The sequence below is a fragment of the Nocardioides sp. AN3 genome (assembly GCF_054653495.1).
Genome location: NZ_BAAIGC010000040.1, coordinates 1 through 22,602 on the forward strand (window position 1 = coordinate 1; position 22,602 = coordinate 22,602).

Genomic DNA, 22,602 nt, shown 5'->3' on the forward strand with positions numbered 1-22,602 from the left:
AGCGCCGGACCGCGCGGCCGACCGGCCGATGACGACAGCACGAACCGACCACGCAGACGCCCGCGCGCCCCTGGGCTCCCGCGCGCAGGCCGGCCACGTCAGACACATCCGCCCGCGCACCGCCACGAGGCGCAGCCACGAGCACGCGGCGGCCGGGTCGAGCGCTTAGCGCATGCGGAAACTCAGGCTTTCGTGATCAGCCGCGCCAGCTGGCGCCGGAGACCGAGGGTCACCACGGCGGTGCCCTCTGCCCGCCTCGCTTCGAAGCGCGCCAGCTCCTCCTCGGTCGGACGACGTCCGTAGCGACGGATGAACTGATGGACGAGAGGCTGGTCCTGAGTGGGTGTCGTCATGACGCACTCCTGAAGACGAGGCAGAACCGTCACGCCGCTCCTTGACGTTGGGGTCACGTGACCGGCGGCGCGGCCGCCGCTCACGCCGGTGAGGTAACCAGCCGGACCGCGAAGTATGCACGGGGATCGGGCGCGGAAGCCGGGTACCAGTCGGCATGACTGAGCAACACCACTCTCCCGACCCGGCAGGCGCGACCCCGGCAGGCGCGACCCCGGCAGGCGCGACCCCGGCAGGCGCGACCCCGGCAGGCGCGACCCCGGCAGGCGCCGCAGGCGTCGACCCCGATATCTCGACCCGTGACAGCGCGGCACCGGCGCCGACCGGCCGCGACCCCCTCCGCTCGTCGACAGCTGGGCGAGCGTGGACCGGCCTCGTGGCGCTCGCCATCGTGCTGATCCTGCTGATCATCTTCATCGCGCAGAACACCCGCACGGTGACGGTGTCGTTCCTCGGCTGGAACGGTCACGCACCGCTCGCAGTGGCCCTGCTCATCGCCACCGTCGCAGGGCTCTTCGTCGCCGCCGTCGCCGGGACGCTGCGCATCTGGCAGCTCCGCAGCCGCGTCCGGCGCGACCAGCGGCGCGCCACGAGGGCCTAGCCTGCGGCCGTACGACGGCATGTGGGGCCATGATGATGCATGGCATGAGCTCGGCGCGGGCACGCACTGAGCAGCAAGGCAAGAGTGGCAGACACTTGGTCGAACACGGAGGAACCATGAACAAGAGCGAGCTCGTCGAGCACATCGCCCAGGAGACCAGCACGGACAAGGCAGCGGCCGGCCGGGCGCTCGAGGCCGCGCTGAGGGGGATCTCGGACGCGCTGGCGAAGGGTGAGTCAGTCGCCCTCGCCGGCTTCGGGACCTTCGAGATCCGGGAACGCGCCGCTCGCACCGGCCGCAACCCCCAGACCGGCGAGACCATGGACATCGCGGCGTCGACCAGCGCCGGCTTCAAGCCCGCCTCGGCCCTGAAGAAGCAGCTCAACGGGTAGGTCGGCCACGGCTTCACCCAGGACGCCGCCCCTGCGCTCGCCGGGCCGACGTACGACAGCGGTCAGCGAGCGCGGCTGCGGAGCATGTGACGGGCCAGATCGGCATAGCGGCGAGCCGTCAGGTGCCGATCCTTGGCAATGGCGGGATCGAACCATCGGACGAAGTCGATGCACATCGAGAGCAGAGCCCTGGCAGCGGACTCGAGGTCGTCGATCTCGAAGTCGCCCGTCGAGACACCGGCCCGGAGGGCGCCGACCAGCAGGCCGTTGATCTGCCGGCGCAGCTCGTCGATCTGGGCACGGTGAGCCGGCGAGAGGGCATGCAGCTCGTACTGCACGATCCGTCCCAGCTTCGCGTTCTCCATGTGCCACAGGCTGAAGCTTCGGATCGCCTCGGCGATCCGGCACACGGGGTCGTCGCTCGACTCCAACGCTCCGCGTAGGCATGCGAGCGCAGCCTGATGGCCCCCCAGGCTGATCGCGAAGAGGAGCTCTTCCTTCGTCTCATAGTGGATGTAGACCGCCGCAGGGCTGCGACCCGCGCGCGTGGCGATGTCGCGTGTGGCGGTGCCACCGAACCCGTGCTCGGCGAACGCGTCGACCGCAGCATCGAGGATGCGGCGTTGTGCCGGCGTCGTGTTCGTGGTCACTCTGGACACGTGCTCCCCTCTCGTGCGAATCTAAGCGTACGCATACCTAAGCGTTCGCTCACGTTACCCATTGTCAGGGAGTCCCGTCCATGCCTGAAGCCGTCATCGTCTCAGCCGCTCGCACGCCGATCGGTCGCGCCAACAAGGGCTCGTTGAAGGACTTCCGTCCCGACGACCTGGCCGCGTTCATCGTCAAGACGGCGGTGGAGAAGGTCCCCGGCCTCGACCCGAGCACGATCGACGACCTGCTGCTGGGCTGTGGCCTGCCTGGGGGTGAGTCGGGCAACAACATGGCCCGCGTCGTCTCGGTGCTCAACGGGTGGGACTCGGTGCCCGGCGCGACCATCACCCGATACTGCTCCTCCTCGGTGCAGACCACCCGGATGGCGTTCCACGCGATCAAGGCCGGCGAGGGCGACATCTTCGTCTCGGCTGGCGTGGAGACGGTCTCCCGGTTCAGCAAGGGCACCTCCGACCACATCCCCGACACCGTCAACCACCTCTTCGACGACGCCCAGACCCGCACCGCGAAGACCGCCGAGGCCGGCAGCACCGCGACCGGCCCGTGGCATGACCCGCGCACCGACGGTCTGCTGCCCGACGTCTACATCGCGATGGGCCAGACCGCCGAGAACGTCGCCAGCCTGCGCGGCCTGTCTCGCCAGGAGCTGGACGAGTTCGGGGTCCGGTCGCAGAACCTGGCTGAGAAGGCCATCGCCGACGGGTTCTGGGCCCGCGAGATCACCCCGGTCACCACCCCCGACGGCACCGTCGTGACCGCCGACGACGGCCCCCGCGCCGGGGTCACCTACGACGCCATCAGCGCCCTCCAGCCGGTCTTCCGGCCCGATGGCGTCGTCACCGCCGGCAACTGCTGCCCCCTCAACGACGGCGCCGCCGCCGTGGTGATCATGTCCGACACCAAGGCCGCCGAGCTCGGCGTCACCCCGCTGGCCCGCATCGTGGCCACCGGCGTGTCGGGCCTGTCGCCGGAGATCATGGGCCTCGGCCCGGTCGAGGCCACCAAGAAGGCCCTGGCAAACGCGAAGATGAGCATCAACGACATCGACCTCGTCGAGATCAACGAGGCCTTCGCCGCCCAGGTCGTCCCCTCCTACCAGGACCTCGGCATCGACCTCGACCGGCTCAACGTCAACGGCGGCGCCATCGCCATCGGCCACCCCTTCGGCATGACCGGCGCCCGGCTGCAGAACACCATGCTCAACAGCCTGGACTGGCACGACAAGACCACCGGCCTGATCACCATGTGCGTCGGCGGCGGCCAGGGCATGGCCCTCATCCTCGAACGCCTCTGAGAGGCAAGGCACCCAGTTCCACGGCGGCGTGCCGAGCGGCACAGCACGCTGGCACAGCACGCCGGCACAGCACGCCGGCACCACACGCCGGCACAGCACGCCGGCACAGCACGCCGGCACAGCACGCCGGCACCACACGCCGGCACCGCACGCACGATTGAGCAAGCACGATTGAGCAAGCACGAGAAAGACTTGAGAAGGAGCACATGATGGGGCGTTTCGACGGACGCGTGGCCGTGATCACCGGCGCAGCACGGGGCATCGGGTTCGGGGTGGCGACCCGGTTCGCCCAGGAGGGCGCGTCGGTCGCGGTGATCGATCTCGACGAGAGCGCCGCCGCGGACGCGGCCAAGAACCTGCCCGGGCAGGCCACCCATGTCGGGATCGGCGCCAACGTCGGCAAACCGGCCGACGTCGACGCCGCCATCGCACGGGTCACAGACGAGCTCGGCGGGCTGCACATCCTGATGAACAACGCCGGCATCACCCGCGACAACCTGCTGTTCAAGATGACCGAGGACGACTGGGACCTCGTCATGAACGTCCACCTCAAGGGCGCCTTCCTGATGAGCAAGGCCGCGCAGGCCGTCTTCGTGGCGCAGAAGTACGGCAAGATCGTCAACGTCTCCTCCACCTCTGCCCTGGGCAACCGCGGCCAGGCCAACTACGCCGCCGCCAAGATGGGCATCCAGGGCTTCACCCGCACCCTGGCCATCGAGCTGGGCCCCTACGGCATCAACGTCAACGCCATCGCCCCCGGCTTCATCGCCACCGAGATGACCGACGCCACCGCCGCCCGACTCAAGCTCGACGTCGACGAGTTCCGCCGCCTCTCCGCCGAGGCCAACCCCGTCAAGCGCGTCGGCCACCCCGACGACATCGCCGCCGCCGCCACCTTCCTGGCCAGCGACGAGGCCTCCTACATCACAGGCCAGACGCTCTACGTCGACGGCGGCGCCACCCTCGGCTGAGGACGCAGCGCCTGGGGTCGTGTCCGCCCGCTCTCACGGCGGGCGGACACGACCCATCAGGAGACCGGTGCCGTGCCGACCTCGCTCTCGGGCACGGGGGCGAGGAAGGCATGCACCAGGGGTACGACGGACGCGCCCTCCCCGCTGGCGGCGGCGACCCTCTTCATCGACCCCGACCGGATGTCGCCGGCAGCGAAGATCCCCGGCACCGTCGTCGCCAGGTTGGCCGGGGGCAGCCCCTCGACCCACAGCTCGCGCGGCACGTCGCGGCCGGTGAGGATGAACCCGAACCTGTCCCGGGCCAGCTCCGGCGGCAGCCAGTCGCACCGAGGCTCCGCGCCGAGCAGGAGGAACAGGCCGCGCGCCTCCGTCGTGGTGCGCTCCTCGGTGTTGACGTCCTCCAGGCAGACCCACTCCAGCTGGCCGTCCCCGCCGCCGTCGACCACACGCGTGCACGGCAGGACCCGGATCCGCTCGTTGTAGCTGATCTCGTCGATCAGATACTGCGACATCGTCTCCTCGAGACCGGGCCGACGGACGACGATCGTGACCGAGCCGGCGAACTTCGCCAGGTGCAGCGCGGCCTGACCGGCGGAGTTGCCTCCCCCGACGACGACCACGTCGTACCCCTCCATCTCCCGGGCGGCCGTCATCGCGGCCCCGTAGTTGACGCCGGCACCGACGAGGTCCTCGAGGGCAGGTACGCCGAGCTTGCGGTAGGCCACGCCGCTGGAGACCAGCACGGTGCGAGCTCGGACGTCGCCGCCGTCGGTGCAGATCTGGTGTGGCTCGCCGTCGGGTCCTGGGATCAGTGCGTTGACCTCCCAGCCGGTGAAGAAGTCGGTGCCGAAGCGAAGCGCCTGGTTGCGGGCACGCTGCGCCAGCCGCATGCCGGAGATGCCTCGGGGGAAGCCGAGGTAGTTGCGGATCATCGAGCTCGTGCCGGCCTGGCCGCCGATCGCCTCGGCCTCGAGCACGACGACGGAGAGACCCTCGGAGGCGCCGTACACCGCCGCTGCCAGCCCGGCGGGGCCTCCGCCGACGATCGCGAGGTCGACGACGCCGTCGACATGGAAGTCACCCGGACGTCCGTAGAGAGAGACCGCGACGTCGCGGACGCTGGTGGCCTGGACCGGCACGCGGTTGGCCGCGTAGACGACGGGGTAGCGCAGGTCGTCCACGCCGAGCTCGGCCTTGATCATGGCGACGTACTCACTGATGGCGGGGTCGGCGGGATCCCACACCTTGTTCTGCATGCCCATCCGGTCGAGGAAGTCGCGGATCGCCATCGTGAGGGCATCCTGGCGCGGCGAGAGGATCTTGGCGCTGACCACCTCGGGCTGGGGCACCGTCGATCCCCAGTCCGACAACAGGTCGGTGATCGCGTGGTGGAACTCCTCGTCGCGGCGGCCGCGGGGCATCAGGAGGTAGGCGTCGTACTTCCCCTTCGCCAGCCCGATCCGCAGCGGCGGGCCGTCCTCGACGAAGTGGTCCCAGTGGGCGGCGATCACCTTGCGTGCGGTGGGGATCACCTGCCGCCACCGGTGGATGGCCTCGAAGATGTGGTCGACGTCGGGCAGACGGGAGTCGCTGACGAACAAGGCGACCGTGCCGCCGCCCTCGCAGACCGCCCGTGCGATGGCCTCCGCCTCACCGGAGCCGCCGGCGACCCGGAGGTCGTAGTCGCGTTCGTAGCGACTTCGGAACTCCTCACGGAGCACATCGGCGTGGTCACCGGACACGAGGATGATTGCGGGATCGCCTTCCACCGCGTCAGCCTAGTGTTGGTGCCACGCGCAGGACAGAGATGACAACAGAGATGACAGGAGGATCAGTGAGCACTCAGCAGGGAGTCGACCCGACAGCTGTTCCGAGCGGCACAGGCTGCCTCGAGTGCGAGGAGTCGTCGGGCTGGTGGCTGCATCTGCGTCGCTGCGCGCAGTGCGGGCACATCGGCTGTTGCGACTCCTCCCCCGGCCAGCACGCCAGTCGCCATGCGTTCGAGGCCGGGCATCCGTTCGTGCGGAGCTTCGAGCCCGACGAGGACTGGTTCTGGGACTACAAGCATGCGCAGTACGTCGAGGGCCCCCGGCTGGCCGACCCGCAGTGCCACCCGGCCTCGCAGCCGACCCCAGGGCCCGCCGGCCGGGTCCCCGCCGACTGGGAGCGGAGGCTGCATCCCTGATCAGCGGTGCGCACTCCGCTCATCCCTCAGCCCTTGACGTACGACAGCTTCTCGCAGATCAGCCCGTCGCGGAACCGCAGCACGTCGACCCCGCGGACGTGGCCGGGCTCCGTCCCGCCCCAGGCATAGCGCCAGTGGACCACGGCACGGTCGGCCGACACGAAGGACTCCTCTTCGGTGAAGCTCATCTCGGGGGTCTCCATCACCGGTGCCCAAGCGGCCCGGACCGCCTCACGGCCCTCGTGGCGTTCGCCGTCGGGCGCCGGCGAGGTGCTCTCGAACACGATGTCGTCGGTCACCAGCGCGAGCGCGGCGTCGAGGTCGCCCGATCCGAAGGCGGCGTTGAACCTGACCAGCGCACGGTGGTGGCGTCCCCATGCTCCGTCGCGGCCGAACCGAGCCAAGAGGTCGTGCTGCGCCTCGCCGCTGAGCGACCGGCGTGCCGTGATGGCACCCCCGCCCCGATAGAGCTCCTCCCGGTCGTCGAACCAGTCCGCGACTGCCCGGACGAGGTGAGGGTCCATGCGGGTGTCGCCATCAGTCGCCACCGCCAGGTCCCAGCCATGGATCAGGTGATCGGCTGCCAGCTGCATTGCATACTCCGGGCTCGGGACGTCGCCGAACGAGAGGTGCACCGTGTCGCCACGGGGCAGCTCCTTCGCGACCGATGCGATCGCCGCCCGGGCGGCGGCGAGCGCGGACCCGATCGGATCCGCGCCGAGCACGTCCCCGTCGAAGCGGTCACCGACCTCCTCGAGGGTGGCGCCCTCCATGAGCGGAACGGTCCAGAGGTCCTCGTAGGTCACATGGTTGGTCAGGTCGCGCACCGTCCAGTCGGTGCACGGCGTCGGGTCCCCCCATTGGTCCGCCTTCACCGCGTTGACCCGGTCGGCGAAGAACTCGACCGTCCGGTGGTAGACCGTGTTCACATCCATCGAGCGCTCCTCTCAGGTCAGGCCGCCGGGGTGCCGAGCGACCGCGCGGTCCACGGCCCATCCTCCCGCTGGACGGTGCCGAGCGCATCACCGGATTTCGGGCGACGTCGGGCGGGTCCGCTGCTCACCTCACGGCCGGACCACTGCGAGGGAGTCTCACGCGACTCGAGGGATCTGGGCCATGACGCCCGCAGGACTCAGAAAGACCCCGTCGTCGAACACGATCACCCCATTGCAGAGCCTGCACCAACCCTGCTCATAGCGATCCGCGACGATGTGGGCCTGACAGCAGCAGGGCTCGTCTGCTGCCGGGCAGGCAGGGATGTGTTCGCACATGGTCCTCTCCTTCACTCTTGGTTCATCTCAACTCGTCAGATCACGCCACGAGCACGCGCGTCGGCGAGCTCGGCGTCGTCGATCCCGAGCTCTTTGAGCACGGCCTCGGTGTGGCTCCCGAGCTCAGTCCCCGCCCATCGGATCCGCCCGGGCGTGTCGGACAGCTTGGGGGCGACGTTCTGCATGGCGAGGTCACCCAGCTCATCGTGGGGCACCCGGACGATGGCCTCGCGGGCGCGGAAGTGCGGATCGTCGAACATGTCCTCGGCCTTGTAGATGCGCCCTGCCGGGACACCTTCGGCGTTGAGGACGGCCAGCAGCTGCGCCGCGCCATGCGTCGCGGTCCACGCCGCCACGAGGTCGTCGAGCTCCTCCTGGTTGCGTCCACGGCTGTTGTGGTCGCGATACCGGGGATCGTCTGCGAGCTCGGGTTGTCCCATGAGGGCAGCCAGCCGTCGGAAGACGGTGTCCTGGTTGGCCGCGATGAGGATCTCGGCTCCGTCGGCGGTTGGGTAGACGTTGCTCGGGGCGACGTTGGGCAGCACGGCGCCGGTGCGTTCGCGCTGATACTTGACCACGTCCCACTCGGTGACGAGCGACTCCGTCATGGCGAGCACCGCCTCGTAGATCGCGGAGTCGACGATCTGCCCGCGCCCCGTGTGCTCCCTCGCCCTGAGCGCAGCGAGCGCTCCCAGCGCGGCATACGTCCCCGCCAGGGAATCGCCGATGCTCAGCCCGGTGCGAGACGGAGGCCGGTCGGGGTCGCCCGTGATGTAGCGGAGCCCGCCCATGGCCTCACCGATGGACCCGTATCCGGCCTGGGACGAGTACGGGCCGGTCTGGCCGAAGCCCGTCACGCGGACGATGACCAGTCCCGGGTTGAGGGACCAGAGCGTCTCCGGGTCCAGGCCCCACCGCTCGAGGGTCCCGGGCCTGAAGTTCTCCAGCAGGACGTCGGCGGTGGCGATGAGGCGCCGCGCGATGTCCTGCCCGGTCTCGGTGCGGAGGTCGAGCGTCACCGACAACTTGTTGCGCGCCACGATGGGCCACCACAGCGATCGTCCGTCGGCCTTGCCCCGGCCCCATTGGCGCAGAGGATCCCCCACCTTCGGGGGCTCGATCTTGATCACCTCGGCGCCGAAGTCGCCGAGGAGCTGGCCGCAGAACGGGCCGGCCAGCAGCTGGCCCATCTCGACGACCCGGATGCCGTCGAGCGCAGCGGGAGGGGTGGTGGTCATGGGTGCTCCTAGAGAGATGCTCGCGCAGGAAAGGGGTTGGGGGGCGGCTCCCGATGGCGTCGACGCGTTCGCGGGAGCCGCCCGGCGGACTCAGGACCTCAGTCCGGCCTCCACGAGAAGAGGCATGACCTTCGTGCCGAAGTCGGCGAGCTCGCGCTGGTAGTCCAGGAAGCCCATGATCACGCCGTCCATGCCCGCAGCGGAAAGGCCGCCCAGCTGTTCGACGACCTGCTCCGGGGTGCCGATGATCGGGTAGCCGCCGTACCCGAGGACGAAGCGCTCCTGGAACTGCCGCAGCTGGGTGGCATACGACTCGCTCTGCAACCCGAGCACCGACATCAGGTTGTTGGCGCCTTCCCAGTCACCGGCGTCGAGGATGGCCTGGCGGACCTGCTCGGCCTCAGCCTCGGTGTCACGGCAGATGATGAAGGCATAGGTCATCAGGCCGATCTCGCGCTGGTAGTCGCTGCGGGCCACGTCGCGGACCTTGGTCGCATAGGCCGCGGCGTTCTCCAAGGTGTCGACGGTGGCGAAGTTGAAGTCGACGTGCTTGGCGGAGAACGCGATCCCCGCCGGCGAGTTCCCCGCATTGACGAGCACGGGACCGGGCTTCTGGATGGGCTTCGGCTGCGCCTGAGCACCCCGCACGGTGACGTACGTCCCGGTGAAGTCGAAGGCGCCGTCGTCGGCCCACAGCCGCTTGACCACGGTCATCCACTCGTCCCCGAAGGCATACCGGTCGTCGTGCAGACGCTGGTCGCCGCCGAACATCTCCATCTCCGGGGAGAACCAGCCCATCACCGCGTTGAGACCGAATCGACCAGCCGCGATGTGGTCCACGGTCGTCGCCATCTTCGCCGCGACGATGGGGTGGACCGTGGGAAGGTGCGTGGTCGCGAAGACCATGATGTTCTCGGTGGCCTCAGCGAGGCCAGCTGCCCAGGTGTAGGTCTCGAAGCACTCGCCGTTGAAGTCGGTCGCGCCGCCGAAGCCTCGCCAGCGAGCGACGGGCACCATCATCTCGAAGCCGAGATCGTCCGCGGCACGGGCGATCGAGACGTTCTGCTCCCAGGTGGGCCGGAAGCTCGTCTCGGCGTGGGTCATCGTCAGGCCGTTGCTGACGTTCGTGCCGAAGAGCCCGAGCTTGAGCTTCTGCTTGTTGTAGAGCGGGACGTGGGCCGCGCGGTAGTCCGCCACTGCTTCGTCGCGGTCGATGGTCTGGGTCATGTCGGTTCCTTGTGTCCGGTCGGAGGGAAGGTCGGAAGGGGGTCAGGCGGACTGCAGGCCGGTGGACTTGAGGGCGGCTTCCGCCACCGCCATGTCGTCGCTGTAGTGGCCGCCGCTGATGCCGAGCGCACCCACCAGGTGCCCATCCACATACACGGGGTAGCCGCCGCCGAAGATCACCAGGCGCGGGACGTGCGGGATGCCGACCGCGAGCGGTGGGTCGTTCTTGATGAACTCGTGCCACTGGTCGGTCGGGATCCCGAACGCGGCAGCGGTGTGGGCCTTGTCCTGAGCCAGCTGGACGCTGAGCAGTGGTGCGCCATCCATGCGAAGGAAGCCTTGGAGCGACCCGGCGTCGTCGACGACCGCGATGGTCATCGGCTTGCCGTGGTCGACAGCGGCCTGGGCGGCGGCTGTGATGAGCGCGCTGACTGTCTCAGCTGCGAGCGAGTAGTGCGTGGTGGTTGTCGTCATGGGGGAGCTCCTTGCTCAGGTGAGGGACCAGCCGCCGTCGACGGTCAGGACGGATCCGGTCATGAAGGTGGACTCGTCGCTGGCGAGGTACAGCGCGAGAGAGACCACCTCTTCGGGCCGGCCCAGGCGCCCCACGACGGCGCCGTCGGCGAACGCCTGCATGACGACCTCGGCTTCGGGCTTGTCGGGAAGCGTCGCGATGAAGCTGCGTGGCATCGGAGTGTCGATGACACCGGGACAGATCGCGTTCACACGGATGCCCAAGGGCGCGAGGTCGACAGCCGCGCACTTGGAGAACATGGCCAGGCCAGCCTTGGCTGCGCCGTACGCCGACAGGTTGGGGAACACGGTCAGCGCACCGATCGAGGAGACGTTGATGATCGACGCTCCCCGTCCGGCCATCTGTGGCGCGAGGTGCTTGGTGAGCAGGAAGACGCTCTTGAGGTTGACGTCCTGGATGCGGTCCCACTCCTCTTCAGAGGTGTCCAGGAGCGGGCTGCCGAGGATGATGCCGTGGTTGGCGTAGAGGATGTCCAGGCCGTCGAAGCACTCCCCCGTCGCCTCCGCGAGCTGCTGGACGCCGGGGGTGGTCGACAGATTCGCCGCGACGAACGTGACGTCGAGACCCTTGTCGCGCAGTGTCCGTTCGAGCTCCGCCCCGGCAGAGGCATCGAGGTCAGTGGCGAGAACTGCCGCGCCCTCCTCGGCGAAGGTCTGGCAAGCAACCCTGCCCTGGCCTCCGGTGGCGCCGGTGATGAGCGCCGTCTTTCCCTGCAATCGAGCCACGATGCTTCCTTTCAGTGGTGGTGGTTTCCCGAGAGTCGGGCGTATCGCCCACGGTGGAACAGCAGTGGCTGTTCCTGAGCCCCAGACCCCATGGCCCGGACGCGGCCGACCACGATGTGATGGTCGCCGCCGTCGTGGACCTGCTCGATGCGACAGTCCAGCCAGGCCAGGGAGTCCTCGAGGATCGGGTCCCCGCTCGGTGATGGGGACCAGACCTGATCGGCGTACTTGTCGATGCCGGAGGTGGCGAACCGCTTGCTCAGCTGCTCCTGGGAGGTGCTGAGGACGTTGACGCAGAACCGTCCGTAGGGGGCGATCCTCGGCCAGGTCGACGAGGTCCGCGAGGGGCAGATCGTCACCAGGGGCGGTTCGAGGGATAGAGAGGAGAAGGACTGGCAGGTGAAGCCGACCGGGCCTTCCGGCGTCTGAGCGGTCACGATGGTCAGGCCGGTGGCGAAGGCGCCCAGCAGACTACGGAAGTCTGCTGGCAGCGACGGGTCGTGACCGGGCTGCGTGAGCGGGTTCTCTGCGGTCTGGGTCATGCTCGCTCCTGGGTCTTGGGCTCGGCGTGGTTTCAGTGTTGTGACGACGCTCACGACGGGCTATCCGGGCGGCGCACACGACTGTCCTGATCCCGAACGGTTGGAGCCCAGGAAGATCTCCGCGCGACGAACGCACGCCACGCGGACTGCCCGTCGGTCGCGGCGATCAGCGCTCCGATCAGAAGGGCGCCGTACACGAGCTTGGTGACGTACTCAGGCGCCGCAAGGACATTGAAGGCGGCTTGGATGATGCCCAACGTGAGGACGCCGGCGAGCACGCCGAGTGGAGATCCTGTTCCTCCCCGGACACCTACGCCGCCGACGACCGCGCCGATGGCAGCCGGGATGAGCGGGTCGGAGGCGTTGACCGGCGAGGCGGAGGCGAGCGTGAAGGCAACGAGGGCTCCGGACAGCGCAGCGAGCGCAGCCGAGACCGCGAACACTGTCGTCGTGATGAGGGCAACCTTGATGCCCGCACTTCGGGCGGCAGAGGCATTGCCGCCAACGGCGTAGGTGTCGCGCCCCGGGCGGGCATAGCGCAGCACGACATGTGCCACCGCGAAACAGGCCAGGGCAACCAGGCTCTGGATCGAGAAGAAGGTGGCGATCGGCTCTTGGAGCCTGATGCCGATCTCGTAGTCGTCGTAGGCGATCGACTGGCTGCCGGTCATGACGTAGGCCAGCCCACCCAAGGTGATGAGGCCACCGAGAGTGACAGGCAGGCTCGGGGCTCCGAGGCGGCCGACGAGAAGACCCTGGACGATGCCGACGATGACAGCGAACGCGATCGCGCACATGAGCCCGAGGACCCACGACGAGTTCCCTGTCTTCACGGCGATGATGCCCGCGACCACGAAGACCGATGAGACGGACAGGTCGAACTGGCCTGCCAGCATCACCAGCCCGAACGCCAGTGCTACCGGCCCGATGGATGCGGTGTACTGCAGGACGGCGAACCCCAGAGCAGCAGTGGGCGGGTGTCCACCGACGGCCATCAGGGTCAGCATGCTGGCAGCCACGACCAGGAAGACCGGGTAGGAGGTGTTCCATTGACGGGCGAGACGCCAGGATGAGGAGGAGGGTGGGGCCGACGTTGGTTCGGCTCGTGTCGTGGTCATCCTCATGCTCCCTTCTGCCTGCGGCGTACGCGGGCGGTGACGGAGACTGCGAGGAGAACGATCAGTCCCTTGACGAAGGTCTGCTCGGCCAGACCGGCCCCGTGGAGCAGGAGGAGGTCGGAGAGCACGGCGAGCCCGAGCGCACCGATCAGGGCGCGGCCGACGGACCCACTCCCTCCGGTGATGAGGACGCCGCCGGCGAGCACGGCAGTGAGCGCATCGAAGTCGTAGGTGATCGTGAAGGCCAGGGTGGCGGCTGAGTTGTGCGCTCCGACGAGCACACCGGCGACACCGGCGCAGACACCGGCGATGGTGAACGCGATGAGGACGACGCGGGGTCGCGAGATTCCGGTCGTGCGGGCAGCAGCGTCGTTGGCGCCCACGAGATAGGACTGGCGTCCCCACACGGTCCACTGCATGAGCGCATACACGGCGGCTGCCACTGCCAGGAGCACCAGCGTCTCGAGCGGGATGCCGAGAATCACGGTGTTGGCCAGGTCGTTGTACGTGCGGGAGGTCGTCGCTGGAAGAACGGTGTTGCCGCCCGTGGCCCACAAGGCGACTCCGGTGGCGATGGAGCCGAAGGCGATCGTGCCGATGATGGGTTCGATGCCCAGCGTGCCGATGAGGAAGCCCTGGGCGACTCCCATGATCAGTCCGACCAGGACTGCGGCACCAACCGCGACGGGGATGTTCCAGCGGAGAGCCTCGAGGAACACCATCGCGCAGATGATGAGCCCGACACCCATCGCCAAGGAGAAGCTACGCCCGCAGATCATGATCGGCGTGATGCCGACCGCGAGAAGTCCCGTGATCGTGGCACTGGTCAAGATGACTTGCGCGTTGGTCACTGAGAAGAAGCCGGGCGTGGTGAGCGCGGCAGTGGCAAGAGCCACGACAGCCAGGACTGCGATGACGGGTCGAAGCAACGTGCGGTGGGTGACCGCAACAGGTTCTTGCGGTTCCGGCTCATCGACGCGTCTGGAGTCTCGCGCAGGATCCGTCAAGGCAGAGGAGATCTCGGCCCCAACAGGAGTCGGCGCTTGCTCCGCGGCTCGGACGAGCTCCTCCTCGATCTCGTCGAGCAAGAGCCCGCCTGCGGCAGCATCGCGGTCTGTCATGTCAGCGAGGACCTGGGTCGCTGCGGCTTCCTGCCGCTCATACCTCGCGACGATGCTGCCCGCGAACATCGTGTAGATGACGTCGGCGACCTCGAACACCTCCTCCAGATCGGTCGAGGCGAACACGACAGCCGTTCCTGCGGCGCTGACGTCGCGCATCATCGCGTGGATGTCGCCGCGCGCGTGGATGTCGACGCCGCGAGTGGGCTCGTTCAGCAGCACGGCGCCGTTGCCGGCGCCACCTGAGAGCGCTCGTGCGATGAGCAACTTCTGCTGGTTCCCGCCGCTGAGCTGCTCGGGGGTGGCTTCGAGGCGGTTGGTGTCGAAGTGCGCTCGTGCGCCCAGCTTGGCGGCCATCGCGACGAGACGGGCGCGACGGGTCGTTGCGAGGGTCGGCTGGCAGGCGAGATAGCCGGCCGCCACGTTCTCTACGCCGTCACGGTCGAAGAACAAGCCATCCGCTTTGCGGTCGTCGGTGACATAGGCGATCGCATGCTTGGCCGCGCGGCGACGACTGCCCAAGGCGACGCTGCGTCCGCCGAGGTCTACGACGCCGGTTGCGGTGGGCTCGAGGCCGGCGACGGCACGGAGGAGCTCGGTGGCCCCCGAGCCGACCTGCCCGGCAAGGGCGACCACCTGTCCACGATGCGCCGTGAGCGACGCGTCGACGACGGTGCCGGGGACGGTCACTCCCTCGATCGTCAAGACCGGGTCGCCCGGGACGACGTTGGCCCCAGGGACGGCGCGCCGACCGGGCTTGCTGTCCACCATCAGCTCGACAAGCTCGTTGCGAGTCATCTCTGCCAACGGTCGGCTTGCGATGCGACGGCCATCCCGAAGAACGGTGACGCGATCGCAGTAGGTGAAGACCTCGCCGAGTCGGTGCGTGACGAAGAGGACGCCGCAGCCTTGGGAGACCAAGTCGTTCAGGACACAGAAGACGCGCTCGATGTCTGCGGCACCCAGCGTGGCGGTGGGTTCATCGAGGACGAGCACTCGAGCCTTCCTGGCGAGCATCCTGGCGATCTCGACGAGCTGTCGCTCCCCGAGCCGGAGCTCGTGCAGCCGCTGCGCCGGGTCGATCTCGGTGAGTCCGACACGGTCCAGGTGCTCGCGCGCCTGCTCATGCTGGCGTCGGTATCGCAGAGGCGTATCAGCGTGCCCGAGGAAGATGTTGTCGGCCACGGTGAGGTCGCCGACCTGTGCCAGTTCCTGTTCGACGACGGCGATCCCCAGGTGCTGACTGTCGCTGGGACTTCGGATGGCGACCGGAACCCCGTCGACTTCGAGCGTGCCCTCGTCGGGAATCGTCAGCCCCGACAAGACGCGAACGATGGAGCTCTTCCCGGCGCCGTTGTGACCGCACAGGGCGTGAATCTCTCCGGCCGCCAGCGTGATGCTGACGTCATCCAGGGCGCGGAAGCCCCCGTAGGACTTCACGATTCCGCTCAGGGCGACCAACGCGGCAGTGCTGGTCGACGTCGAGGCCAGCTCGTGCTCCGTCTCTCTCGGGGCTCGATCCGCCTCACGCGTGCGAGCGCGACCTAGAAGCGGCATGTGTCGCCCTTCTCGGCCAGGTTCGCCTTGGTGATCGTGTACTCGTCGAGCGCGACGTTGGCCGGGACAGCTTTGCCGTTGAACCAGTCGAGGCTGATCTGACCGCTGGCCTTGCCCTCATCGAGTGGACTCTCGGAGACCGCGCCATATTCCAGCCCGCCGTCGATGTTGCCGTAGTCGACCGGGAAGCAAGCGCCGCTGACCGCGACGATGCCCCCCTTGCCGTCGAACGTCAGGCCGATCTTCTGACCAGCCTCGATCGCGCCGGCCACATTGGCGCCGTTGGAGCCGTAGACCGCCTGGATGCCGCCCTTGGGCGCCCATTGAGCGAACACCTGCGAAGCGAGCTGCTGAGCGTTGGTCTGATCCCACTGCGTGTCCTGGACGGACACGATCTTGTACTCCGGTGTGCTGGCAAGCTGCTTGCGAAGCGCCGCCATCGCGTCGATGACGACGTTGGAGCTCGCCACTCCGGTGAGGGCGAGGATGTTGGCCTTCTTGTAGCCGGCGTCCTTGAGTCCCTGCTGAAGCAGCTCACCAGCGAGCGTGCCGAGTTGTTCAGTGTTGCTGACGATGTTCGACACGAGCGCCGACTTGGCCTCGGCATCGATGTTGTTGGTCAGGTTGAAGACGGGGATGCCGGCGGCCTCCGCCCGCTTGATGGCCGGGATCGATGCCTTGGAGTCCGCGGCGAACACGGCGATGGCACCGGGCTTCTGCGAGATCGCCTGCGTGAACTGCTGAGACTCCGCAACAGGATCGAAGTTGTTCTGCAGACGGGTCACTTTGACGCCGCCGTCTTCGAGCACCTTGGTGTAGGACTCGGCGAAGGCCTTGGCCCAGGCATTGGCGTCCGAAGGGTTGATCAGATAGAGCGTCTTCGGACGCGAGTGGGCGGTGGCGTTCTGGCCCTCGGTGGCCGTCGCGGAATCCTTGCCGCCGGAGCCACAGGCAGCCAACGCCATGCTTCCGCTCAGGCAAAGGGCGAGCAGTGCGCGCGTGCGGATCGTCTTGCGGGTGATCGTGGGTCGCTGCAGCGACATGGACGGTCCTCTCGGAGATGGGGTGAGTGCGGGCAGGGCACCGTTCGTCGTCGCCCGGTGTGACGCACACTGTTGTGACGCCGCTCACGAGCGGCTATCCGCGCAGCGCATGTCGCTGTCCTGATCGCGAACGATCAGCCCGAGGCGGCGTTCCAACCTCGACCGATCCTCGGCTCGGCGTGTTCATTGGCTCCCCGAGCACGCGGCGGATCGCCAGGTGCAGCGGATGAGGAGGATTGATGGACGTACGGGTCATCGAGGTCGGGCCGCGCGACGGCTTGCAGAACGAGCAGGTTCACCTGTCGGTCGCGGAGCGAGTCGAGCTGATCACTCGGCTGGTCGATGCCGGTGCGACCCGCATCGAGGCAGTGGCGTTCGCCCATCCTGGCCTCGTCCCTGCCATGGCTGGAGCCGAAGAGGTGATGGCGGCGCTGCACCGTTCTGCTTCGGCCCGTTCTGCTTCGGTCTCCTACAGCGGCCTCGTCCTCAATCGGCGAGGCCTCGAGCGCGCGCTCGACTGCGGGGTCGACGAGGTCAACGTGGTGGTCTGCGCGAGCGACGCACTGAGTCGTCGCAACCAGAACGTCGGCACCGAGCAAGCTGTCGCCGTCGCCCAGGACGTCGTCGCAGGCGCTCGGGCCGCCGGGATCTTCGCCACCGTCACGATCGCGACAGCCTTCGGCTGCATGCTGCAAGGCGAGATCGAGCCTGCCCTCGTCGTGGGGATCGCCGATGCTGCGGCCGACGCCGGAGCCGACGAGCTGTGCCTGGCCGACAGCGTCGGCGTGGGCGTGCCGGACCAGGTGCACGCCCTTGTTCGTTCGGTGAGCGACCGCTGGGCACCGGAGGCGCTGCGGTTCCACTTCCACAACACACGCAACACGGGTTACGCCAACGCCGCAGCGGCCCTGGATGCGGGCGTCACTGTTCTGGACGCGAGCGTGGGCGGCATCGGTGGGTGCCCGTTCGCTCCCAACGCCACGGGCAACATCGCGACCGAGGACCTCCTTTACCTGCTGCACCGCAGCGGGCACGTCACCGGCTGGGACGCCAGTGCCCTCACACCGATCGCAGACCACCTGGCCGAGCGGCTGGGCCACCCGGTGCCGAGCCTGCTCCCGAAGGCAGGGTCCTTCCCGGGCGCGTCAGTCTGACGCACGCTCCGTCGTGCTCGCTATCCACAAAACGAACGGGCGATGGCGAACCATGGACAGCGGGAAGGAGACGATCGACCATGAAGTGTTGTCGCGTGACGCCCGTCATCACACGAGGGAGGAGTCCAGGCCATGGCCGTCGCCGCGGATCGCCTTCGGATGCCCGTTCTCGAGGCGCATGACGTCGACGGCGCTCATGAGCACATCTGCACCGTCTACATCCCTCACCGACTGGTGCCCCGAGACGGGTCCGCCATGGACTTCAAGATGGCGTACTTCGCGACCCCTCGGCTGACGTTCGGGCACGTCACCTACGGTGCCGACGCCGAGTTGCTCTGCCCGGAAATGGGGTCGTTCTACCACCTCAACCTGACCCTGTCAGGACACACCCGCGTCACCCAGGCGGGGCGGCAGGCCGTCACCACAGGGCGGCAGGTGGGCGCCGTCTTCAACCCCGCGGACCCCTACCGGGTTCGCTGGAGCCGGGACGCGGTTCAGTACGCCCTCAGGCTCCCGGCCCGTGCCCTCCAGGAGCAGCTGGCCCTGCTCCTCGGCAGCCCGGGCGCACCCCTGGTCTTCGACCTGACCTTCGACATGACCGACGAGCGCGGCCGGAGCCTCCTGTCGGCTGTCAACCACCTTCGGACGCAGTACGGGACGATGAACGCCCGCGGGGTGGGGGCGCGCGCCGTCATCTCCCAACTGGAGTCCTATGTCCTCACCCAGGTCCTCCTGACGACCCGCCACAACTACAGCACGGCGTTGAACGACGAGACTCGCACCGCGAGCAGGCAGCACGTCTGCCGGGCCGTCGAGCTCATCGAGGAGCGGGCAGCCGATCCGTGGACCGTCGAGACACTCGCCCGCGAGGTCTGTGTCAGCGCTCGTGCCCTCCAGATCGGATTCCGCAAGGAGCTCCAGGTGACGCCCATGGAGTATCTCCGCGAGGTCCGCCTTCGGAGGGTCCGCGACGAGCTGCTCGGCAGCCCCGCCTCGGTCCAGGTCAGTGAAGTCGCAACCCGCTGGGGCTTCTTCCACCTCGGCCGCTTCTCCCACCTCTATCGGGAGCGGTTCGGCGTCCTGCCCTCCGAAAGTGTCCGCCGCTACGTGGCTCGGTGACCGACCGCCCAGGTCACCAGGTCACGTGCCGGCCCGGCGGGCGGGTGCCGCCCGTCGCGCCAGACGGCGTGCAGCTTGCGGGAGAGGTCGAGCCCGCTGGCGGTGATGCGGACGAGGCGGCCGGCCGCGAGGTCCTCGCGCACGGCATGGATGCTCATCGCCGTCGGGCCGGCACCGGCGACGACCGCTGCCCGGACGGCCGCGGCGCTCGACAGCTCCAGCGCCGGCTCCGCCCGCGGATATCCGGCCAGCGCCCGCTCCAGCACCGTGCGTGTCCCGGAGCCCACCTCCCGCATGACCAAGGACGTCGCCGCCAGGGTCGCTGCCGCAACCCGTCTGCTCGACCGCCGCGCCCAGGGGTGCCTGGCCCCGACCACCACCACGAGCTCGTCCACGCCGATCAGCCGGTGCTGAAGTCCCCGAGGCGCCTCCGGCCCCTCCACGAAGCCGAGGTCGTCGATGCCACCGCTGACGAGCTCCGCGACGCGCTCGCTGTTGGTCGCCGTCATCGTGAAGTCCGTCGGGGGCAGCCCTGCAGCCTGTTGCTGCGCACGGAGGGCGACCAGCCAGCCGGGCAGGAGGTACTCCGCGATCGTCTGGCTCGCCGCGATCGACAGGTGGGCCCGGGAGTCAGCTCTCAGCGCCTCCAGGCCGGCGTCGAGCAGCTCGGCAGCGTCCAGCACCCGGGAGGCCCATTGCACGACAAGCTCGCCTGTGTCGGTCAAGGCGGATCCGCGCGCCGAGCGCGACAGCAGCGCGGCACCGACGAGGGCCTCCATCGTGCGCATCCGGGACGAGGCGGCCTGCTGGGTGATGCCGAGCTCAGCCGCCGCCGAGCTCAGGCTCTGGGTGCGCGCGACAAGCACCAGCAGCTCCAGCGAGCGCAGCTCGGGGACGTGAGAGCCCAACATGAGCCACAAGGCTACCTTGTGGCGCCACAACGCGGACCTCGTTCCGTGCACCCCGCTGGACCGGCACGCTGATGCCATGACGCTTCGAGTAGCCATCGTCGGCGCCGGTCCGGCCGGCATCTACGCCGCCGACATCCTGACCAAGTCGGAGACGCCCGTCTCGGTCGACCTGATCGAGCGGCTGCCGGCGCCGTACGGCCTGGTGAGATACGGCGTCGCCCCCGATCACCCGCGCATCAAGGAGATCGTCAAGGCGCTGGGGCGCGTGCTCTCCCACCCCGACGTTCGCTTGCTCGGCAACGTGGAGCTCGGCGTCGACGTCAAGCTCGAGGACCTGGGCGAGTTCTACGACGCGGTCATCGTCGCCACGGGCGCCATGGCCGATCGCTCCCTCGGGATCCCGGGCGAGGAGCTGACCTTCGGAGCCGCCGACTTCGTGTCGTGGTACGACGCCCACCCCGACGTGCCCACGACCTGGCCGCTGGATGCCGCCTCGGTCGCCGTGCTCGGCGTCGGCAACGTCGCGCTCGACGTCGCCCGTGTGCTGGCCAAGACAGCCGACGAGATGCTGGCCACGGACATCCCCGCCCACGTCTACGAGGGCCTGAAGGCCAACCAGGCGACGGATGTCCACGTGTTCGCACGGCGTGGGCCGGCGTACGCGAAGTTCTCCCCCCTCGAGCTGCGCGAGCTCACGCACTCCCCCAACGTCGACGTGATCGTCCACGAGGAGGGCTTCGAGATCGACGAGGCGAGCGTGGAGCACGTCAGGACGAACAAGCAGGCCAAGATGGTGCTCGACACCCTGGCCAACTGGGTCGGCCGGGAGCCGTCCGGCAAGGCGCACCGGATCCACCTGCACTTCCTCGAGCAGCCCGTCGCCGTGCTCGGGGAGGACGGCGTCGAGGTGCTCCGGACCGAGCGCACGCGCCTGGTCGGAGACGGCTCGGTCGAGGGCACCGGGCACTTCACCGACTGGCAGGTCGGCTCGGTCTACCGCGCGGTGGGCTACCGCAGCACCGCGCTCCCGGGCGTGCCGTTCGACGACGCGGCCGCCGTGGTGCCCAACGACGCCGGCCGTGTGCTCCACCTGGCGGGTGAGCGCATCCCCGGCCTCTTCGTGACCGGCTGGATCAAGCGGGGCCCGGTCGGCCTCATCGGGCACACCAAGAGCGATGCAGCCGAGACGGTCGGCCACCTGCTCGCCGAGACCACGCAGACCGCAAGCCTCCGTCGCCCCGAGGACGTCGACGCCTACCTCGCAGAACGACGGGTCGACGTCGTGACGTTCGACGGCTGGGAGCGTCTCGACGCTCATGAGGTGGCGCTCGGCGCGGCGGCTGAGCGGCCGCGCATCAAGGTCGGCGAGCGCGAGGAGATGCTCCGGGTGAGCCGCTGACGGCGGCCGGCGCTTTCACCGCCTGCTCCAGAACGCCGGGCCCGGCCCCCGCTGCGCCGGATTCGCGCGACACGCCGTACGCCGCGGCGAGTCGCCCCCGCGGCGCGCATCGGCGGGCCGGGTCGTTGAGCTCGTGGAGCGATCAGGCAGCCTCGCGCTGGAGCCGAGAGGCGGGGACGGGTTCCGGCTTCTTGGGACGTTCGACGGTGATCACGATCGCGACCCCGGCGACGACGATGAGTCCACCGACGATGACCGCGTGCGTGACGGCCTCGGAGAGGATCAGCCAGCCGAGGAGGACCGCGACGATCGGGTTCACATAGGCGTAGGTGGCGACGAGGCCGATCGGCGCGTTCGCGAGCAGCCAGACGTAGGCCGACAAGGCGACCACCGAGCCGACGACCACGAGGTAGCCCCACGCGAGCCAGGTGCTGGCGTCGTACTCCCCCGGGCTCAGTCTCTCTCCCTGGAGCAGGCCGGCAGCGGTCATCATGGCGCCGCCCGTCCACATCTCATAGACGGTGATCACGAAGGCGTTGCGGGGCAGGGTCAGGCGCGGCTGCACCCACGAGCCGAACGCCCAGAAGGCGCCGGCCGCCAGGATGAAGGCAGCGCCGGCAAGAGGCACCTCCCCCTGGTCACGGCCCCCGAGCACGAGCCACGCAAGCCCGGTGAACCCCAGCAGGACGCCCACCACCGCCCACGGCCGCGGCCGGTCACCGGCGCCGTACCGATAGAGCGTGACGAAGATCGGCACGGCAGCGATGAGCAGCGCGGCGACCCCGCTCGGCGTTCCGCGGCTCTCCCCGACCGAGACCAAGCCATTGCCGAGGAAGGGCAGCATCAAGCCGAGCACGGCAGCACCGGCCAGCTCCGCGCGGGTGAGGCGGAGATCGACGCCGCGGAGCCTGAGGACCAAGGCGAGCAGCACGCCGGCGACGAGGAACCGGCTGCCCATCCCCAGCAACGGCGGCATCTGCTCGACCGCGACTCGGATGGCGAGGTAGGTCGAGCCCCAGACGACGTAGACGATCGCCAAGGCGATGACGATCAGTCCCAGTTTCGACCGCATGCCGACCACCGGCCTCCTCCGTTCTCCACTCAGTCGAACCGCCCGGCACACCCGCATATTGCGACCGGAGGCGGCTTGGCGGGTTGTCGACGAAATCTGGCACG

The 22,602-nt window shown here is 68.8% G+C and carries 23 protein-coding genes; 8 read left to right on the top strand and 15 right to left on the bottom strand.

Features of this window, described 5'->3' with window-relative positions:
- Window positions 1–182: 182 nt before the first annotated feature.
- Window positions 183–353 carry a hypothetical protein gene (locus tag ACYQ1K_RS25335; RefSeq protein ID WP_459986297.1) on the bottom strand — a complete coding sequence of 57 codons (171 nt, stop codon included), beginning with the start codon at window positions 351–353 and terminating at the stop codon, window positions 183–185.
- Between the two features lie 155 nt (window positions 354–508).
- Here ACYQ1K_RS25335 and ACYQ1K_RS25340 point away from each other — a divergent pair, with 155 nt between their 5' ends.
- Together ACYQ1K_RS25340 and ACYQ1K_RS25345 are read left to right on the top strand one after the other, a co-directional pair.
- Window positions 509–952 carry a LapA family protein gene (locus ACYQ1K_RS25340; RefSeq protein WP_459986298.1) on the top strand — a complete coding sequence of 148 codons (444 nt, stop codon included), beginning with the start codon at window positions 509–511 and terminating at the stop codon, window positions 950–952.
- Between the two features lie 44 nt (window positions 953–996).
- Window positions 997–1,344, top strand: coding sequence for an HU family DNA-binding protein (locus ACYQ1K_RS25345; RefSeq protein ID WP_459986299.1), 348 nt, complete (start codon window positions 997–999; stop codon window positions 1,342–1,344).
- Window positions 1,345–1,406: 62 nt separating this feature from the next.
- Here ACYQ1K_RS25345 and ACYQ1K_RS25350 read toward each other — a convergent pair whose 3' ends face one another.
- Window positions 1,407–2,003, bottom strand: coding sequence for a TetR/AcrR family transcriptional regulator (locus ACYQ1K_RS25350; RefSeq protein ID WP_459986300.1), 597 nt, complete (start codon window positions 2,001–2,003; stop codon window positions 1,407–1,409).
- Window positions 2,004–2,083: 80 nt separating this feature from the next.
- Here ACYQ1K_RS25350 and ACYQ1K_RS25355 point away from each other — a divergent pair, with 80 nt between their 5' ends.
- Together ACYQ1K_RS25355 and ACYQ1K_RS25360 are read left to right on the top strand one after the other, a co-directional pair.
- Entirely contained in the window at window positions 2,084–3,310 is a 1,227-nt protein-coding gene (locus ACYQ1K_RS25355; protein WP_459986301.1) for an acetyl-CoA C-acetyltransferase, read from the top strand.
- Between the two features lie 209 nt (window positions 3,311–3,519).
- Window positions 3,520–4,281 carry an SDR family NAD(P)-dependent oxidoreductase gene (locus tag ACYQ1K_RS25360; RefSeq protein ID WP_459986302.1) on the top strand — a complete coding sequence of 254 codons (762 nt, stop codon included), beginning with the start codon at window positions 3,520–3,522 and terminating at the stop codon, window positions 4,279–4,281.
- A 56-nt stretch (window positions 4,282–4,337) separates the two neighbouring features.
- On the opposite strand, the gene ACYQ1K_RS25365 is transcribed toward ACYQ1K_RS25360, so the two are convergent.
- A complete protein-coding gene (locus ACYQ1K_RS25365; protein WP_459986303.1) occupies window positions 4,338–6,050 on the bottom strand; it encodes an NAD(P)/FAD-dependent oxidoreductase in 1,713 nt (570 codons plus the stop codon).
- 65 nt (window positions 6,051–6,115) lie between these two features.
- On the opposite strand from ACYQ1K_RS25365, the gene ACYQ1K_RS25370 reads away from it, so the two are divergent.
- The gene (locus tag ACYQ1K_RS25370) at window positions 6,116–6,466 is read left to right on the top strand and encodes a UBP-type zinc finger domain-containing protein (protein ID WP_459986304.1); all 351 of its coding nucleotides are present in this window, start codon (window positions 6,116–6,118) and stop codon (window positions 6,464–6,466) included.
- Between the two features lie 26 nt (window positions 6,467–6,492).
- Here the strand turns inward: ACYQ1K_RS25370 and ACYQ1K_RS25375 are convergent, their stop codons facing one another.
- The 10 genes from ACYQ1K_RS25375 to ACYQ1K_RS25420 all read right to left on the bottom strand — a co-directional run bounded on the left by ACYQ1K_RS25375 (window position 6,493) and on the right by ACYQ1K_RS25420 (window position 16,843).
- Complete coding sequence (locus tag ACYQ1K_RS25375) at window positions 6,493–7,401, bottom strand: TIGR03086 family metal-binding protein (protein ID WP_459986305.1); 909 nt, start codon at window positions 7,399–7,401, stop codon at window positions 6,493–6,495.
- Window positions 7,402–7,557: 156 nt separating this feature from the next.
- A complete protein-coding gene (locus tag ACYQ1K_RS25380) occupies window positions 7,558–7,737 on the bottom strand; it encodes a DUF5999 family protein (RefSeq protein WP_459986307.1) in 180 nt (59 codons plus the stop codon).
- Between the two features lie 35 nt (window positions 7,738–7,772).
- Window positions 7,773–8,975: a CaiB/BaiF CoA transferase family protein gene (locus tag ACYQ1K_RS25385; RefSeq protein WP_459986309.1), complete on the bottom strand. Its 1,203-nt coding sequence runs from the start codon at window positions 8,973–8,975 to the stop codon at window positions 7,773–7,775.
- Between the two features lie 90 nt (window positions 8,976–9,065).
- Window positions 9,066–10,202 (bottom strand): LLM class flavin-dependent oxidoreductase, encoded by a 1,137-nt coding sequence (locus tag ACYQ1K_RS25390; RefSeq protein ID WP_459986310.1) that lies wholly within the window; start codon window positions 10,200–10,202, stop codon window positions 9,066–9,068.
- A gap of 42 nt (window positions 10,203–10,244) precedes the next feature.
- Window positions 10,245–10,676 carry a GlcG/HbpS family heme-binding protein gene (locus ACYQ1K_RS25395; protein ID WP_459986311.1) on the bottom strand — a complete coding sequence of 144 codons (432 nt, stop codon included), beginning with the start codon at window positions 10,674–10,676 and terminating at the stop codon, window positions 10,245–10,247.
- Between the two features lie 15 nt (window positions 10,677–10,691).
- A complete protein-coding gene (locus ACYQ1K_RS25400) occupies window positions 10,692–11,462 on the bottom strand; it encodes an SDR family NAD(P)-dependent oxidoreductase (protein WP_459986312.1) in 771 nt (256 codons plus the stop codon).
- An 11-nt stretch (window positions 11,463–11,473) separates the two neighbouring features.
- Entirely contained in the window at window positions 11,474–12,004 is a 531-nt protein-coding gene (locus tag ACYQ1K_RS25405; RefSeq protein WP_459986313.1) for a flavin reductase family protein, read from the bottom strand.
- Between the two features lie 50 nt (window positions 12,005–12,054).
- The gene (locus ACYQ1K_RS25410; RefSeq protein ID WP_459986315.1) at window positions 12,055–13,122 is read right to left on the bottom strand and encodes an ABC transporter permease subunit; all 1,068 of its coding nucleotides are present in this window, start codon (window positions 13,120–13,122) and stop codon (window positions 12,055–12,057) included.
- A gap of 2 nt (window positions 13,123–13,124) precedes the next feature.
- A complete protein-coding gene (locus tag ACYQ1K_RS25415; RefSeq protein ID WP_459986317.1) occupies window positions 13,125–15,800 on the bottom strand; it encodes an ATP-binding cassette domain-containing protein in 2,676 nt (891 codons plus the stop codon).
- Entirely contained in the window at window positions 15,788–16,843 is a 1,056-nt protein-coding gene (locus ACYQ1K_RS25420; protein WP_459986320.1) for a sugar ABC transporter substrate-binding protein, read from the bottom strand. Before ACYQ1K_RS25420 ends, ACYQ1K_RS25415 begins: the two co-directional genes overlap by 13 nt.
- Window positions 16,844–17,082: 239 nt before the next feature.
- Between ACYQ1K_RS25420 and ACYQ1K_RS25425 the strand changes: the two genes are divergently transcribed.
- Both ACYQ1K_RS25425 and ACYQ1K_RS25430 read left to right on the top strand, forming a co-directional pair.
- Complete coding sequence (locus ACYQ1K_RS25425; protein WP_459986322.1) at window positions 17,083–17,997, top strand: hydroxymethylglutaryl-CoA lyase; 915 nt, start codon at window positions 17,083–17,085, stop codon at window positions 17,995–17,997.
- Window positions 17,998–18,129: 132 nt separating this feature from the next.
- Complete coding sequence (locus ACYQ1K_RS25430) at window positions 18,130–19,116, top strand: AraC family transcriptional regulator (protein ID WP_459986324.1); 987 nt, start codon at window positions 18,130–18,132, stop codon at window positions 19,114–19,116.
- On the opposite strand, the gene ACYQ1K_RS25435 is transcribed toward ACYQ1K_RS25430, so the two are convergent.
- Window positions 19,101–20,027, bottom strand: a complete 927-nt coding sequence (locus tag ACYQ1K_RS25435; RefSeq protein WP_459986325.1) for a LysR family transcriptional regulator — start codon at window positions 20,025–20,027, stop codon at window positions 19,101–19,103. The two genes, ACYQ1K_RS25430 and ACYQ1K_RS25435, sit on opposite strands and share 16 nt — an antisense overlap.
- 76 nt (window positions 20,028–20,103) lie before the next feature.
- Here ACYQ1K_RS25435 and ACYQ1K_RS25440 point away from each other — a divergent pair, with 76 nt between their 5' ends.
- A complete protein-coding gene (locus ACYQ1K_RS25440) occupies window positions 20,104–21,426 on the top strand; it encodes an FAD-dependent oxidoreductase (RefSeq protein ID WP_459986327.1) in 1,323 nt (440 codons plus the stop codon).
- A 142-nt stretch (window positions 21,427–21,568) separates the two neighbouring features.
- On the opposite strand, the gene ACYQ1K_RS25445 is transcribed toward ACYQ1K_RS25440, so the two are convergent.
- Window positions 21,569–22,498 (bottom strand): EamA family transporter, encoded by a 930-nt coding sequence (locus ACYQ1K_RS25445; protein ID WP_459986328.1) that lies wholly within the window; start codon window positions 22,496–22,498, stop codon window positions 21,569–21,571.
- Between the last annotated feature and the right edge of the window lie 104 nt (window positions 22,499–22,602).